Origin of the sequence: Celeribacter sp. SCSIO 80788, assembly GCF_051054295.1 — a bacterium.
Classification (GTDB): Bacteria; Pseudomonadota; Alphaproteobacteria; order Rhodobacterales; family Rhodobacteraceae; genus Celeribacter.
In genome coordinates this window covers 2,194,819-2,210,676 of the sequence record NZ_CP150482.1, presented here as the reverse complement: position 1 = coordinate 2,210,676, position 15,858 = coordinate 2,194,819, and the positions used below count along the sequence as shown (strand labels likewise).

Genomic DNA, 15,858 nt, shown 5'->3' with positions numbered 1-15,858 from the left:
TTTCCAGAAATGAGCAATCTACTGTTTTTATTTATGGTAAATGTGAAGCGGTTATGCCGTCTAGGGGGGAGGGCCGTTTTGGGCCGCAGGGCGCAGGAATGGATTGTTCCCTGATCCCCGGTGCGTTTTCAGCGTCACTTTCGCGTCGTCTCTGCGCTGGAAAAGAGCCTGACCGCAAGCGGATGGAAAGCCTTTGTCTTTTCAGGGCGGCTCTCTGCCGCCGCTCAGATGCTTTGAGGTCGGCTCCGGGATCATTTTAGCATCTGACGGGCGTCTCGCACGGCGCAGGCCCGCGAGAGACATTCGTTTCGCTCCGACCCGCGGTCTTGGCCTATGTCGACTGACAGGTTTCCCAGATTTGCAGCAACTGGCCCGGCAATTCCATCGGCTCGAAAGGCTTGAGGATAATGTCCTGTGCTCCGATGGCTTTGAGATTCCCGAAATCGGCACGCGATGTCTTGGCCGTGACGAAAATGACCGGCACGTTGGAATATTCCTTGACCTCACGAAGCCTTTTCAGGGTTTCCACGCCATCCATGACAGGCATCATGACGTCCATCAGGATCAGATCGGGGACCTCAGACGGTAAATTGTCCACCGCGTCCTGGCCGCATTTGAACTGGACCACGTCGAAGCCTCCAACGAGTTCCAGCGACATGCGGGTAATTTCCCGAATGTCCGGATCATCTTCCACGTGCATGATGCGGTGTAATTTTGTCATGAGCGGAGTATATATGGTGGCAGGGGTCAGACAAGCGAATTCTCCCGGGGCCCATGGATCATTCTGAAATCTCCCCCGGGGATTTCCAGAAAAGACGGCCCGTGGCGGAAATTCTCACTTTTGACATAATTTGACCTAAATTGACGACGAATCTCTTCCTAAAGTTGTTTTCAACACCGAGGCTGTTGCGCCTTTGAGGACAATTGCAACAAGGTCGACGGTTTCGCTTCGCTGGAGAGACAAATGACACTTTTGGTCGTGGACGATGATCGCAACATCCTGGAGGTGATGAGCGCCATTCTGCCCTCCCTCGGGTATGAGGATTTCATTTGCGCCGAAAGCGGTGAAGAGGCTCTGCGTCTGATTCAGGATCGTCAGCACGAGTTCTCCACTTTCTTCCTCGACATCCAGATGCCCGGTATGGACGGGATCGAACTTTGCGGTCGCATTCGGGCCTCGCTCGAGTACCGCAACACGCCTGTCATCATGCTCACCGCGATGAAGGACAAGGCCCATGTCGACGCGGCCTTCCTGCGTGGGGCAACGGATTATCTCACCAAGCCGATTGATACGACGGAACTGGGGGCGCGGCTGCGCGTGGCACAGCTTTTGCACGCCGAACAGCAGCGCTCTATGGACGCAATGCGGCGTGAACAGATTTTGCGTTTTGGGATGAACAGCGCCGCGGATGCGGATATGCGGTTCAATCTCGCCGATCCGATCGCGATCTACGATGTGCCGCGGGTGATCGGCAGCCTTGAGCTTGAGAACTATCTGCACCGTTTGTCGCGGATCAAACGGTTCATGTTCGGTGCCATCGGTTTTCGGATCGACAAGCCCGAAAGCCTCTTCACGTTGACAACACCGCTGGAATTCCACGGTATCCTGACCGATGTCGCTGAAGCGATCTTTGAGACGCTGCGCAGTTACGACGTCATCATTTCCTATCTCGGAAACGGTCAGTTTGTTGCCTTGCTTCCGCGCACCTTGCAGTTCGACGAGGAGCAGATCGAGGTGGATCTGGCCGTGAAACTGCGTGAATACGGGTTGGTCGAAGGCGATACCGTTCCGCTCGAGGTGAAGGTCCATGTGGGAAAACCCGCCAAAATGTCGATGTTCAAAACCGATCCCCAGCTCATGATCGCGCGCGCCCTGGCGCAGGTTGACGGCGACAAATCAGCGGGCAGCAAGTTCAAGAACAGTTTTCTCGTCGCTTGATTGTGTTCCATCCCGGAACCGGGCAATACTAAAAAAACTGTAAGAGGCTCGGGGAACGTTCATGCCAAACAAATCTCTTTCGGACTCGGCGATCAGACAAAGATTGGCAGAGGCGATTGGACGTACGCGACAGAATTTCATCGACGATCTGATCGTGAAAATCCCGGAAATCGAAGGACTTCAAGCCCGGATCAATGCACGATCAAACGATCGGGATGCGTTGGATCAGCTCGGTTTTCTAACGCATCGTATGAGCGGCATCGCCGCGACCGTCGGGTTTCCCGAGATTGGTGAGCGTGCCGGTGAAATCCATGACGTCCTCTCTCATTTTGACCAGTCGGACAGGCAGTTGGTCGGGCTCTCCCAACAGCTCGAGACTCTGCTTGATCTCATGGAAGATGCCATCGTCGACGAAATGTGACGCCAGACCTCCCGAAGCACCGACTTTTCCGGCATCGTGACCTCTATGCGCGGTGCGTCGAAGAGTAATATCGCGGGGTGTTTTCGGGGCTGCGATGGATGTGTCGCGGGTTCTTGCCGCAGCAGGGGCAAGGGCACTTTGTCTTTCATGTCACAGTCTTTGCCATAAAATCGTTTGTCATCCTGCTTTACGTTGGGTAATGCACGTTAGGCGCGAGTGTCTCTTTCTAAAATGAAAAGGAACGGCCTATAACTGGTCGCAAGACAATCTAAAACGAGCAGTAAAGTTGCAGACGACAATCGGAATGGCGCAAAATGCCAGATAAGAACCGAGTCAAATACATGAACCTGTTGATCGAGGGTGCGTCTTACGCCGCGATTCTCGGGCTTTGTGTGTTGATCTATCTCGGAGCGATCCGAACCGCCTCGATCGAGGCGACCGAAGGGCAGACCGACATCATGTATCGCGATCAGTCGGTCATCGCGACGGGTATTCAACAGTCGGTCAACAAGAAGCTGCTTTTTGCGCGTGGTCTTGCGGGCGCATTGTCGCTGTCCCCGGACATCACAGCGATTGAGTTTTCGGAACTCTGTTCTTTCATCAAGACCGAGGACGCGTCGGTTGTGAACATGGCGCTGGTGCAGGGAACCACCATCACGCATGTCCATCCCTACACAGAAAACAGCGGTTTCATCGGGCGCGATCTGGCAGATCTTCCGGATCAGTACGAAGTGCTGCAACTGATTGAACGCACAGGTGAAACCTTTGTGGAGGGGCCGACGCGTCTGTTCCAGGGGTATCAGGGCTTCATCATTCGTGAACCGGTTTTCTCCCGTGGAGGACGGCAGGGTGAGAAAAGCATGATCGGCATAGCCTCGATCGTCTTCGCAGCCGATCCTTTTTTGCAGGAAATCGGCCTCTCCCAATACGAATCCCTCTACGATATTGCGATTGAGGTCGAGACGGTGCTTGGCAAGCAGGCGCTCATCTTCGGCGATGAGAAGATGCCGCTCAATGCAAAATCCACCTATGAGATTCCATTTCCGGGCAGCACCTGGACAATCTCGATGTCCCCGACACAACAGGCCGGGATTCCCGAGGCCACGCTCCGCATCATTCGTCTGAGCGCGGTGATCGGCGGGACGCTATCGCTGATCTTTGCGCGATATCTGCACACACTCAGACGGCGCAACTGGCGGATCGCAACCCAGTTGCGTACCGCGCTGAATGCGGCCCCATCCGGCTTTGTCCTGTTCGATAAGGATGACAATCTTGAGTTGTGCAATCGCCGGTATCGTGACCTTCACGGCGCAGCTGCCGATGCCATCGTGAGCGGCGCGTCGTTGGAAAGCATCTTGCGCGCGGGGCTCAAGGTCGGGCTCTACACAGATGCCATCGGCAACGAAGAGGACTGGCTGGCGCGCCAACTTTTGCGAGGCCCTCGTCAGGGGGGGGGCGTTACCTTGGCGCTGAGCGACGGCACCTGGCTGCAGCTTCTCGAACACGAAACCCCCGAGGGCGGACGTGTCGCCATTCTCAACGATATCACCGAAGTTCAGTGCAGCCGCGAGCGCGCCACGCTTGCCGAACAGCGGCTGAACGATGCGATCGATGCACTGCCTGTCGGGTTCTGGTTGTTCGACAGCGACGACAAGCTGATCATGTTCAATACCGTTGCTGGGGACAAGCTCGTCGGGGTGAAGCGCAACCTGATGGTTGGGCGGCCTCTGACCGACCTGATCCACAGGAGGCTGGAGATTTCCGACGAGGTTCGCCTGTGCGGAGTGCGGACCGAGGATGAGACAGAGATTCTCGCGGCAATGGTTGGAGAGACCTCTGACCTGGAGGTGCGCTACAGCGGGGACCGCTGGTTCAAATACTTTACCCGGCGCACATCCGAGGGCGGGTTGGTCATGTTCCGGGTGGAGATTTCGGATCTGCGCCGCCATCAGCGGGAACTTGAAAGGTCGAACTGTGAATTGCGCGCTGCGTTGCGTAAACGCGACGAGGCCGAGGCCCGGCTTCAGGATGTGGCCGATCTGAGCGCAGAATGGTTCTGGGAACAGGATGCCGATATGCGGATGACCTATGTCTCGGAGGGGTTCGCCCGCATGATCGGGGTCGATCCGGCAGATTACATCGGAAAACCGCGCAGCCATTTCGTCAAATCCGCCGAGGGCAGCGAAGATTCGCTTCAAAAACTCGTGGCCAAGATGGCGGCGCATGCGCCCTTCCGGGATTTTGTCTACAGCTATCATTTTCGCCCGGAACGTCTGAGCTGGATCCGCATCAGCGGCAAGCCGCGCTTCGACGAGCAGGGCCTGTTCACGGGCTATATCGGCATTGCCGAGGATGTGACGAAATTCTACGCGGCTCTGCGTGAGGCGGAACAGGCGGATGAGGCCAAGACGCAATTCCTCAATGTGATCAGTCACGAGTTGCGCACGCCCCTGTCGTCGGTTCTCGGTTTTAACAGTTTTGTCGCCAATTTCGAAAAACTGCCGAGCTATGCCGTTCTGCGTACAGCGCTCGCAGAGGGCGAGGACGAAAAGGTCTCGGCGGCGCTCAAGAGTTTTGAGGCGGATATTTCGCGCTTTACTTCGCGGATTCAGGCCTCTGGCACGCAATTGAAAGCCCTGATCGACGATATGCTCGACATCGCGCGTATCGAGGCCAACACCATGCGCCTCAATCTGGCCAAGGTGGACAGCAGCAAGGTGGTTGAATCGGTGGTCGATCAGATGCACGCATTGGCCGAGGAAAAAGGTCTTTCGATCACGCTCGATCTGGTCGACGCGGACATCCGTGCCGACGAAATCCGCTTCCGCCAGATTTTGACCAATCTTCTGGGAAATGCGTTCAAGTTCACCGATGAGGGAAATATTACAGTGCGCAGCCGGGTGCGGGACGACATGGCGACTTTCGAGATCAGCGACACCGGCGTCGGGATTGCCGAGGACCGTATCGGCATCATCTTCGATCGCTTTGCCCAGGCCGCCTCTGGCACCAACCGAAAAAACCCGGGCGTCGGTCTCGGTCTTGCCATTTGCAAGGACCTTGCCGCGCTGCAAGACGGCTGGATCAAGGCTGAAAGCGAACTTGGCGTCGGCTCCACGATGACATTCGCCCTGCCGCTGTGGTGCGAAGCGAACTGAGGCAATACACGTCTGGATTGTAATTATTTTTCGCCGAACACACTTTTATCATAAATTAACCATAGCCAAGTTTAATTTCACCCGCAGGATCAGACCTGTGTGAAAGTCATTCTTTGGAAACGGATGGTGAAGGGGGAACCTGAACCAACGTTTTTTGAACAGTTCGGGTGTAATTGTATGACATGTAAGCTCAAATACGGCGTAACCGGCTATGCATTCGGCGAAGACGCGGCGTGCTTTGTGCAGGCCGGATCTAAGCTCAACGGGGCGCTTTGGGACGGGATGTCCGATGCAGTTCTCGTGTTCGAGCGCACGATGGCCGCGCCACATTACATGAACTCCGCAGCTCGCAACATGCTGGGGGGGGGCTCTGCGGCGCGTGCCGCCGAACATCTTTGCGAAGGCGGTTTTTTTCATGATTTGATGGCCGAGGGTGGTCCCCTTGATCAGGCGGAAACCAGTGGAAGCGCCACTTTCCGCACCCATCCGGCCTTTGGAGACAAGCGTCTGAACGGGCGCGTGATGGCGACTGTGGACGAACAGGGTGAACGCTATTTCGTGGCGATGTTTCATTTTGAAACGGAGCAGGAAAGTGCCGACTATCTGCGCAAAGAAGTGAATTCCGTCATCACCCATGAATTGCGCACCCCTCTGACCAGCATCAAAGGGGCTCTGGATCTGATGAAATCCGGTCTGGTCGGGCCGCTGTCGGACAAGGCGCAATCGCTCCTGAACATTGCGGGAGCCAACAGCGACAGGATGCTAGCGCTCATTCAGGAAATCCTCGATCTCAACGAAAGCGCTCAGGCGGGGTCGAAACCCGCGAGTGAGGATATCGGGGTCGCAAGCCTGCTCGAGAGTCTGGTGGCAACCCATCAGGGCTATGGGTCCTATCACGGGGTCGATGTCAAAATGCGACCGACCGATGCTGCGCTTCTGGTGCGGGCTGTGTCGTCGCAGTTGATCAAGATTCTTTCCAATCTGTTGTCGAACGCGGTCAAGGCTTCTGAACGCGGGCAAGCCGTTGAAATCTGGTCGCAACAAACGGATGCACATGTTGCCATTTTCGTCCGTGATCACGGCGGCGGTATCCCCATGGCTTTGCGTGACACGCTTTTTGAACGCTTCACCAAAGCCAGTTGGGACAACAACAAACGCGCCAGCAGTTCCGGTCTGGGGCTGAACATCGTGCGTACGCTGGTCGAACAGATGAACGGCACGATCTCCTTTGAAACACAAAGCGGAGAGGGCACGACATTCTGTGTCAGCCTGCCGTCTTCCTGAAGCCGATCGAAAAGAAGGTACATTTCCGGGCAGGAAAGCGCCTGTTCTCAAGGACGGTTATTTCTGTCAATGAGCAGAGTATGGGGCGCATTCACGATTGGCTTTGTCCCAGCCGTTATTTTGGCGCTTCTGGGCCCGCCTCTCAAATGCGCTGGCGTATTGAGAGGCGGGGGCATTGCGTCGCTCCGCTCGGTCTGTGATCCCGGTGAAACCAGATGTGTCGTCCTGCGTGAGGAACAACGGCTGGGCGTGAACGATGTGCCCACAGTCACCCTCTGGCCGTCGACATGGGCGGCGCGCCATCCGGGGTTTGTCTGGAGCCGGATTGAGTGCGAGCCGGGGAGCGTTGTGCGTCTTGAGTGGCGCGACGAGGGGTTATGTGTGACGACACGGGACGGTGATTGCACATGGCGTCGTCGCGGAGATTTTCAGTTTTCTATCCATATCCTTCGGGACTCAGTTTTCGACCGTTTCCAGGACGCATGGGGGGGCAGGGCTCCGGATCGGTTCACGCTTTGCGAGCGGCCTTTTTGCCCGATGCGGCGATTTCGAGTGCGGGGACGATGTCGATGCGATGCGGTCTGGCATGGGGTTCTAGGGCCATGCAATGTCCTTTCAGGGCGTCCGGGAGGGCGTCCAGATCGTTCTCCATCCCGGTCTCGAGCACCACGTCCACCACTGGGACCAGTCCCAGAAGGCGGTGTTCTTGCACGTGGCAGGCGGCGTCATGCACCGCCGGATGTCGCATCAGAAGGTCCTCGATCTCGAGCGGGTTGACGAGCTTGCCGCCGGTCTTGAACAGCCGGTCATAGCGCCCGAGGAACACCAACTGGCCATCGCGTTCGCAGACCAGATCGGTGGAGCGAAAGAAGCCGTCGGGCTCGACGCCCTCATATTGGTTGCCGGGCTGAATATAGCCCAGACAGACGCTCGGCCCGCGCAGAGCAAGGCGCCCGGACCCATCCGGCAGTCCCTCCTGCGCCACCGGGTCGATGCGCCAGTCGAAATGATCGAACGGACGGCCGACCACGAGGCCCGCGCCGTGATGCTGAACGGTGCGCACATGTGAGATGCGCGGCCCGGCCTCGGTCATGCCATAGACCAGCCGGAAGGCGCTTTGGGGAAAGGCTTGCGAGAGCTTGTCGACCAGATCCGCGTTCATGTATTCGCCGCCGGTGGTCACAAGGCGCACGGAGGGGAAGGGCGTGCCGTTCCAATAGGCCAGAAACAGACGCATCAGTGAAGGCGGACCCTGCAAAATCGTGATGTTCTCGCGTCGGATCGCCGCCTGCACGATGGTCAGCGGCTGACCGGGCTGGAACATGCGCAGCGCAGCCCCGGACAGCAGGGCGCTCACCGAGGCCCCCATCAGCCCGTACATATACGTCAGAGGTGTGGCGACCGCGATGATGTCCCCTTCGGCAAATCCGAGGTCTTCGACGATGGCCCGGGCCGTGGTCTCCACCCCTTCGGCGCAGAGGGCGACGAGTTTGGGCGTCCCGGTGGTTCCGGAGGTGCAAATCACAAGCGCCTCGTCGCGCGGACCGAAAGGGGGACGGGGCTGCCGACTGTCCGGGAGGCGGGTTTCGGGCGTCTCGTCGGAGAGGATCGCGATAGGGGTGGCGATCTCGCGGATGCGCGCAAGGCTCTCGGGCGTTTGCCCGTCGCGCAGCAGGACGGGGACCAGCCCCTTGCTCCAGCAGGCCAGCACCCGCACCAGAAGGGTGACAGGCTCCGTCGACACGAGCAACACCCGGGCAGGCGCCGCGCCGGTGGGACGGTCCGGCAGTTTGCGCGCTTCGCCCTTTGCTTGGGCGACAAGCTCCGCGTAGCTCAGGGTGCCCTGATCGCCGATCAGGGCTGGGGCCGAGGCATGGCGTGCGGCGGTGTCGAGAAAACGCTGCCAGATCATCGGGTGAACTCCTTGCGAAGCGGCGGGGCGAGGAAGCGGAGATTTTCGGGGGAGCTTGCGATCACGGAGGACAGGCTGCGCCAGTACGCCTCGATCCAGGCCCGATGATGGTCTTCGGGGGCAAGCTCCGCCGGTACCGTGATCGGGGTGCAGCGCGGGGCGATCCGTTCCCCCTCCCAAAGCGCCAGAAACACGAAGCTGTCGGCCTTGATCCTCTGGGCGAGCGCTGGCAGGCCGACGGAGAAATCCCAGTGTTGACCGAACCCGTCGACCCGGAGCGTGTCCTGGGTCTGCTTGCCATCGGGGGCCGCAAAGAACACGCCGCCGCGACGCAGTTGCACGGCGCCCCTGAGCAGGATCTGTGTGCGGGCCTGAGGATCGCGCGGGTTGAGAAACAGCCCGTCTTCGACGCGTTGCCAGTCCGGCATGTCCTGTGAGTTGGTCACGATCAGCGGCTTGGCAAAGCGGTCCAGTACCAGATTCATCGCGAATTTGGGCGGGCCGAGATGCGCCGCGGCCAAAATGGCACCGCGCCCGGTCAGGGCGGGATCGAGCGCGGTCAGGTCCGGGGGGAGAACGAGCTCCATTGCCTGGGCGCGGGTGGCGCGGTCATAGAGGAAGACCCGGAGCAATTCACCCGCCGCGATCCCCCACCAAGCCCGAGCGCACCAGTCGCGCCGCTCGGACCGGGTTCCCGGACAGAATTGTTTCGCGCGTTTCCAAAGCCTTGGGTGCGGTGGACGATCCTCGGACATATCGCGCAGCTGGGCGAGCTTGTCTGTCAGCGTGCCGGGGACTCGGACGTGTTCTGTCGGGATGTAACGCCTCGGGCGGCGGATCAGAGAGAGCGCATATATTGGATCAGCCCCCCCAGCGTTGCCAGAGCGTCGCTTCCCAGATCTTCGCTGCGCAATTGCAGGCCGGTGACCTCCTCGAGTTCCAGCACAAGATCCAGCATGCCGATGGAGTCGAGGCCAAGCCCGCCTGCGCCCAACGGTGTGCTGTCGCTCAGCGTTTTGGGGTCGACCTGTGCGGCTTTGGCCACGGCGTCGAGAATGGCGTCTCTTGTTTGGGGGGCGTCCATATTGGGTCTCCTGCGTGATCGGAAAACATGATGGAAAGGAACGGGCAGGCTGCGGGGAAATGGTGCACAGAGGTGCTAGATGCCGTAGCACCTTTGCGAAGCCATGCACATCTGTCAAGTTTTGTGTGGCAGCTCGGAACGGTTTACATCCAGTCGATGAGCCGTGCTTCCAGCATCGCCAGAAGGCTGCGGTTGTCGAACTGCGCGACGGCCCGGCTGCGCCCGGCTGTGCCCATGCGGGCGACCATGTCGGGCGCGTTGGCCAGCGCGACGATCCCGTCGCGAAAGCCCGCCTCGTCATGCTCCGCAACCAACAGTCCGTTTGTCTCTTCGACCACCGCTTCGGGGATGCCCGCGTGGCGGGTGGAGAGCACGGCCATGCCCGAGGCCATGGCTTCCTGGATCGAGGTCGGCAGGCCCTCGGTGTTGCCGTTGCGCGCGGTGACGGAATGTTGCAGCAACACGGCGGTGCGGGCCATCAGGGCGCTGACCTCCGGGTGCGGCAGGGCGCCGGTGAAGGTGACACGGTCCTGCATGCTGCGCGCGGCGACCAGAGACTGGCAAGATTTGAGCAGCGGGCCGTCTCCGACCACGGTCAAATGTGCCTGATGGGAGGAGCCAGCGGCATCGAGAAAGGCGCGCAGCACAAGGTCAGGGGCTTTTTTTTCGACCAGACGACCGACGAAGAGAAAGCTGGAGGGACGCTTTTCCGCGGGCTGAAACAGGTCGGTGTTGACGCCGCTCGGGATCACCGCGCTCTTCGGATGGGTGATGCTGTGGGCTGCGAGATTGTCGAGCAGGAATTGCGACACGGCGAAGACCCCGTTCCAGTGGGGGATGCATTTGCGATAAGCGTGCCTTTTGTTGGGATGCCTCAGGAGTTTGGAGGCATCGTAGCCGCGAAAATAGCTGAAAAGCGGCAGGCCGAGTTTTCGGGCGAGCGGGGTCAGGGCAATCGCCTCGGGACCGAATTCGGCCAGGATGAGATCGGGGCGTTGGTCGCGAAGGAAGATCTCGACACGGTCTTGCGCCCGGCCGCGCGGTAGTGCGGCGGTGCCGTAGCGAGACAGGTATTGCACCGTCTGGACGAGTTTGCGGGGTGAAAACTCGAGCCCGCCGCGACGTGACATGATCGGCTTGTTCAGCGGGTTGCCGCCTTTGGCGGTGTTGAACAGCACACAGGTGTTGCCGCCGAACAGTTCGTCAATATGACGATTGACGAAGGTCTCCCCGCTCGCGTGATAGGTTCCGGTTGCGATGCAGGCTTTCATGTCCGGTTCTTTCGGCTTTGACCGCATCGGCTGGAAAGATCGCGAGGGACTTCACTCTGGCGTGAAATGCGGGGTGTTCTCTATGGTGCGTGACGCAGCGTCACTCTTGCAGTTAGAATGCCCCCACGGCGTTTTGCAAGTTTGTTCAGAGCATTGCAAGCAGAGAAAAGACCGGGTTCGGGTTTCAACTGTACCAGATGTCGAAATCTCGGGCATAAAAGGCCCGGATGCGGGATTTGGCCCGCTCGGTGAGGATCAGGTCGTGCTTGCGGCTCTCATTCAGGCGGGGCACCTCGCCCTCAGGTGGCAGGCCAAGCTCCCCGGTGACCTTGTCGTAGACGCTTTGGAGCCCGTCCTCGAAGCGGAAGACATGCAGGCCCGGCCAGTCCGTGAAGGCGCTTTGCGGCCGGACATGGTTGTCGTCCCAGAACGGGTGTTTGCGAAACTTGGCGAAGGCGCGGTCCTGCCAGACCTCGAAATACCGGCTCATCTGCTCCGCGGTCATCTCATCGAAAGCGCGCCGCCGCAGATAGGGGCCGATCCGTCGGGTGCGCTTGTCCTTGTGACGATGAAAGAACTCGCTGATCATCCGCTTTTCCGGATGCCGCACGATGGCGAAGGCAAAATCGGGTGTGCCGTGTGGCACGAGCTTCGCAAGCGCCTCGGCATGCAGGTGTTGCGGTACGCAGGGCAGCCAGTCGATCTCTTTTCCGATGGAGCCGAGGATGGGCCTGCCGAGACCGCGCAACCAGGTGTCGACGGAGGTTCCGCCGGTCTTGGGAATATGCATGAACAAGATCAGCTTGCCGTTAATGTGATATAAGGGCATGCCTGTCGCGTGCTTTCCTGAAGGTTACGAGGCGTAGGATACTGTGTGCCCTGAGGCTTGTCACGGCGTTTCCGGAGCCGTTTCCTGCCCGCGTCGTGACCGTCTTGTGGGAAAGCTTTCGGAAATCTGTGCATTTTGCGAAAATCTGTTTCCTCATATCGGGCATATGTGTTTTCTGGTGCAGGCTTCCCGCAAGCCTTCCGTTCCGACGCTACGCCAGATGGACCGCCACATGAATCAGCAAAACCACAGCAATCTCGCCGACACATTTCATGCCCTCGGGGCACGATATGGGGCGCGGCCCGCCCTCGTCTCCGGGGCGCGCAGCGTCTCCTTCGCCGGTCTTGTGGCCACTTCCGCACAATGGGCGCGGCAGTTTCAAGCCGAGGGGCTGAAGGCGGGGGATCAGGTCGGGCTGGTGCTGCGGGACAGTGTGGATACGGTGCTCGCGATGGTGGCGATCTGGATGCTCGATGCGGTGGCCGTGCCGATCGATTTCCGCAACCGGGCCGATGAACGAACGCGCCTGAGCGAAGAATTCGATCTGGCGGCCATTCTCGAAGACCGGGATTTGTCCAATGGAGCGTATCGTTCTATTCCCTGCGATGCAGGGTGGAAAGACACGTCCGCCCGCCAATCGGATGCACCGATCGAGCGCAACGGGACCGAGAGCCACCCGGCGCTTATTTCCCTGACTTCGGGAACGACGGGGCGGCCGCTGGGCATCGTCGCAAGTCACCGGACCATCCAGCTACGGTCTTTCGGTTACGGGTTCGAGGCGCATTATCCCTTCGACGGCAAATTCCTCAACGCCTATCCGCTGTCCTTTTCCGCTTCGCGCAACCACACCATCGGGCAGTTGATGCGCGGGGCGACCGTGTGTTTCCACCCCCCTATTTTCGCGGCCGACGAACTGATCGAAAAGGTGAATTCTCAGGGCATCACCTTCCTGTTTGCCGTACCCGCTACGGTCAAGGCTATGCTCGGCCTGTCGAACGGGACCGGAAAGCCGCTGATGCCCGATCTGGAAATGCTCTATTGCGGCGGCTCCGGTATGGAGGCGCATGACAAGCTTCGGGCCTGGCAGGAGCTGACGCCCGGATTCCTGCATTGCTTTTCCTCCTCCGTGTCCGGCACCTGTTCGGTGCTCGCCGGGGCGGATGTGGCGAGCCATAGCCACACGGACGGGCGGGTCCTTCCGACGGTACGTCTCGAGATCGTCGATGAGGATTTCAACCCGTTGCCCGCAGGCGAGGTGGGGGCGATGCGGGTGCGCAGCCACGGCATGGCCGAGGGGATGTACAAGAACCGTGCACGAGAGACAGGCGACAAGATCCGCGACGGTTGGGCCTATACCGGAGATCTGGCGAAAGTTTCGCCGGACGGTTTCCTGACGGTGGTCGGGCGCAGCTCCGACATGATCATTCGCGGCGGTGCCAATGTTTATCCGGCGGAGATCGAAACGGTCCTTCAGGCGGTGCCGGGCGTCGAGGATGTCGCCGTCACCGGCTTTGCCAGCGCCGAGTTCGGCGAAGAAATTGCCGCTTTCGTCGTGGCCAAATCCGGCGTGACCGAGGGCGATCTCGCTGCGGAGTGCCGGGTGCAGCTTGCGCCCGACAAGCGGCCGCGGAAATTCATCTTCCTCGACAGCCTGCCGCGCAACACCAACGGGAAGGTGCTGCGCCGGGAACTGCGCGCTTCGCTCGAAAGCTGAGGCGGGAGTTTCAGGCTAGCGGTTCCAGCAGAAGCTGTTCCATCCGCGCGGCCACGGCGCCAGCGTTGGCCTGGCCGATGTCGCCATGGGTTTCCGACAGCACCTCGACGGTGCGGTTCGGGATGAAGCGCTGCCAGACCGAGGTTTCGGAGGCCAAGGCCTTGGCGCGTTGCTGCGAGGCGATGATCGTGACCTTGCCGGTGTAGGGTTCTGGCCATGCGAAACGATAGGCGACGATCAGAGTGGCGCGCGGCAGGATGCGAAACCCGGCGTTCCGGTATTTCCAGAACGCGCCCTGCTTTTTCCGCGAGGCCTTGCGCGCATCGTCCAGAGTGGCGAGCAGGCGCAGGCCACGTTCGATCCGGTCCCGAAGACGGTCGAATGCGTTGGGTGTCCGGGGCGTATAGCGCAGCCGATGCCGCAGTCGGTCGAGCGTATTGGCGTTGCCGGTCTCGATCTTCGACTGAAGCCTGTGCCGGTTGAGCACGCGGCGCGGCGCGCTGGGGTCGAGCAGCACGAGACCGGGCACCTCGCGCCCGGCGGCTTTGAGCTGGGCCATCATCTCGATGGCGATCAGGCCGCCCGCGCAGAAGGCAGAGAGCAGTACCGGCCCGGTTGGGTAGTCACGCATGATCTGCGTGACATAGGCCGCGGCGACGGCGGGAATGTCGCGCGGATAGTCCGTGCGCGTCCTGATGCCGGGAAGCTCGAACATCACGAGCTTCGTGCCCTGCGAAAGACCGGCATAGAATTCGGGACGCGGCGCGGTGTAGCCGCCCTTGCCATGCACGACGAAAATCGGATGTGAGTTCGGAGCGATCTCGGCCTTGCCGTCTTGCAGAAATTCGGAGATGAGGCGGGGCGTGGGGTAGTCGAACAGGGCGGAGACGGCAAAATCCTTGCCGGTCTTTTCCTGAATCATCAGGCTGATCTGTTCTCCCATGAGGGAATCGCCGCCGAGATCGTAGAAATCGTCGTCGAGACCGACGGGTGCGACCTTCATGACATCGGAGAAAATGCCACAGACCAGACGTTCGCGCTCCGTTTCGGGAGGAGCGAAGTCATAAGCGAGCCGGAGCGCATCGCGCGCGGTTGTATCAAGCATGTCCTGCGCCAAACCGTTTCGCCATTGCGACCCCCCGCCTCTGGCCTGTTCTGATGGTTTCGGAGGCTAACGGATGTCAAATTCGCAGGCAAGTTCGGAACGGGGGATATTGTCGTTGATTTGTTTGCACGGCCTGTTGCATCTTCCCTAACGTCAATAACAGACCTCTCAGGGGGGGTAATTTACATGTTCAGGAAAGTCATCACTGCGCTGATGGCATTGGGGATTTGTGTTCCCATGGCCGCCACCGCAGAGCCCAGCACCATTGCGTCCGCAGGTCAGGGATCGAGCACCTACAACTATGCGCTCGCGATCAGCAAGGCGGCCAATGACGATAGCGACATGGACCTGCGACCGCAGCCCTATGACAGCACCAGTCAGGCGAGCCCGTTCATCAACGCGGGCGAGGTCGATTTCGGTCTCGAGAACGCCATCGCGGTGCGTCAGGCGATGCTCGGCGAAGGCCGGTTCAAGGACCACAAGATGGACAACCTGCGACTTGTGGCGCGGCTTCTGCCGATGCGCATGACGCTCGGTGTGCGCGAGGACAGCGGCATCACCTCGGTCGCCGATCTGAAAGGCAAGCGCGTGCCCGCAGGCTTCGTTCAGGCCGTGACCGGCGAGGCGCTGATCTCGGCGCTGCTGGCCTCGGGCGGGTTGAGCTATGACGATGTCGAACGCGTTCAGGTCGCGAATTTTACCGCCATGGCGGAGGCTTTCGTCGCGGGCGATACGGATGTGTTGATCCATGTGATCGGCACGCCGCGCGACGAACAGGTGTCGCGGGACGTGGGAGGGCTGTATGCGATGCAGCTCGGGGGCGTTGACGATGCTGCCGCGAAGATCAAGGAGATCATGCCTGTGGCGAGTCTTCAGATGCTCGATCCGCAGCCCGGGCTAACGACAATCAAGGAGCCGACCCAGATCCTCCAGTACGATTATTTCGTCTACACCCATGCCGATGAGGACGACGCGACGGTGACGGCGCTGCTCAAAGGGCTTTACGCGGGCAAGGCCACGATGGTCGAGTCCGTGGCCAGCCTCGACTGGTTCGATCCCGAGGCGATGTATGTCGATATCGGCCTCGATTATCACCCGGCCGCCATGGCCTTTTATGAAGAGCACGGTCAGATCAAGTAAACGA

The 15,858-nt window shown here is 59.9% G+C and carries 13 protein-coding genes; 6 read left to right on the top strand and 7 right to left on the bottom strand.

All coding sequences use genetic code 11. From position 1 onward, the window contains the following. Nucleotides 1-331: 331 nt before the first annotated feature. Entirely contained in the window at nucleotides 332-700 is a 369-nt protein-coding gene (locus tag V1471_RS11150; RefSeq protein WP_434288774.1) for a response regulator, read from the bottom strand. A 264-nt stretch (nucleotides 701-964) separates the two neighbouring features. Here V1471_RS11150 and V1471_RS11145 point away from each other — a divergent pair, with 264 nt between their 5' ends. The 4 genes from V1471_RS11145 to V1471_RS11130 all read left to right on the top strand — a co-directional run bounded on the left by V1471_RS11145 (nucleotide 965) and on the right by V1471_RS11130 (nucleotide 6,799). Next, the gene (locus V1471_RS11145; protein WP_434288772.1) at nucleotides 965-1,939 is read left to right on the top strand and encodes a response regulator; all 975 of its coding nucleotides are present in this window, start codon (nucleotides 965-967) and stop codon (nucleotides 1,937-1,939) included. A 61-nt stretch (nucleotides 1,940-2,000) separates the two neighbouring features. Next, nucleotides 2,001-2,360 (top strand): Hpt domain-containing protein, encoded by a 360-nt coding sequence (locus V1471_RS11140; RefSeq protein WP_434288771.1) that lies wholly within the window; start codon nucleotides 2,001-2,003, stop codon nucleotides 2,358-2,360. Nucleotides 2,361-2,701: 341 nt separating this feature from the next. Then, nucleotides 2,702-5,515: a sensor histidine kinase gene (locus V1471_RS11135; RefSeq protein ID WP_434288770.1), complete on the top strand. Its 2,814-nt coding sequence runs from the start codon at nucleotides 2,702-2,704 to the stop codon at nucleotides 5,513-5,515. A 177-nt stretch (nucleotides 5,516-5,692) separates the two neighbouring features. Beyond that, complete coding sequence (locus tag V1471_RS11130) at nucleotides 5,693-6,799, top strand: sensor histidine kinase (protein WP_434288768.1); 1,107 nt, start codon at nucleotides 5,693-5,695, stop codon at nucleotides 6,797-6,799. A 508-nt stretch (nucleotides 6,800-7,307) separates the two neighbouring features. On the opposite strand, the gene V1471_RS11125 is transcribed toward V1471_RS11130, so the two are convergent. The 5 genes from V1471_RS11125 to V1471_RS11105 form a co-directional block, all read right to left on the bottom strand. After that, nucleotides 7,308-8,711: a class I adenylate-forming enzyme family protein gene (locus V1471_RS11125; protein ID WP_434288767.1), complete on the bottom strand. Its 1,404-nt coding sequence runs from the start codon at nucleotides 8,709-8,711 to the stop codon at nucleotides 7,308-7,310. After that, nucleotides 8,708-9,466, bottom strand: coding sequence for a hypothetical protein (locus V1471_RS11120; protein ID WP_434288765.1), 759 nt, complete (start codon nucleotides 9,464-9,466; stop codon nucleotides 8,708-8,710). Before V1471_RS11120 ends, V1471_RS11125 begins: the two co-directional genes overlap by 4 nt. An 83-nt stretch (nucleotides 9,467-9,549) precedes the next feature. Then, the gene (locus tag V1471_RS11115) at nucleotides 9,550-9,795 is read right to left on the bottom strand and encodes an acyl carrier protein (protein ID WP_434288763.1); all 246 of its coding nucleotides are present in this window, start codon (nucleotides 9,793-9,795) and stop codon (nucleotides 9,550-9,552) included. A gap of 143 nt (nucleotides 9,796-9,938) precedes the next feature. Further along, the gene (locus tag V1471_RS11110) at nucleotides 9,939-11,066 is read right to left on the bottom strand and encodes a glycosyltransferase (RefSeq protein ID WP_434288761.1); all 1,128 of its coding nucleotides are present in this window, start codon (nucleotides 11,064-11,066) and stop codon (nucleotides 9,939-9,941) included. Between the two features lie 184 nt (nucleotides 11,067-11,250). Further along, nucleotides 11,251-11,856: a sulfotransferase family 2 domain-containing protein gene (locus V1471_RS11105; protein ID WP_434288759.1), complete on the bottom strand. Its 606-nt coding sequence runs from the start codon at nucleotides 11,854-11,856 to the stop codon at nucleotides 11,251-11,253. 271 nt (nucleotides 11,857-12,127) lie between these two features. Between V1471_RS11105 and V1471_RS11100 the strand changes: the two genes are divergently transcribed. Further along, nucleotides 12,128-13,609 (top strand): class I adenylate-forming enzyme family protein, encoded by a 1,482-nt coding sequence (locus tag V1471_RS11100; protein ID WP_434288757.1) that lies wholly within the window; start codon nucleotides 12,128-12,130, stop codon nucleotides 13,607-13,609. 10 nt (nucleotides 13,610-13,619) lie between these two features. Here the strand turns inward: V1471_RS11100 and V1471_RS11095 are convergent, their stop codons facing one another. After that, the gene (locus V1471_RS11095) at nucleotides 13,620-14,714 is read right to left on the bottom strand and encodes an alpha/beta fold hydrolase (protein WP_434288755.1); all 1,095 of its coding nucleotides are present in this window, start codon (nucleotides 14,712-14,714) and stop codon (nucleotides 13,620-13,622) included. 186 nt (nucleotides 14,715-14,900) lie between these two features. On the opposite strand from V1471_RS11095, the gene V1471_RS11090 reads away from it, so the two are divergent. Then, complete coding sequence (locus tag V1471_RS11090) at nucleotides 14,901-15,854, top strand: TAXI family TRAP transporter solute-binding subunit (RefSeq protein WP_434288753.1); 954 nt, start codon at nucleotides 14,901-14,903, stop codon at nucleotides 15,852-15,854. Nucleotides 15,855-15,858 lie beyond the last annotated feature (4 nt).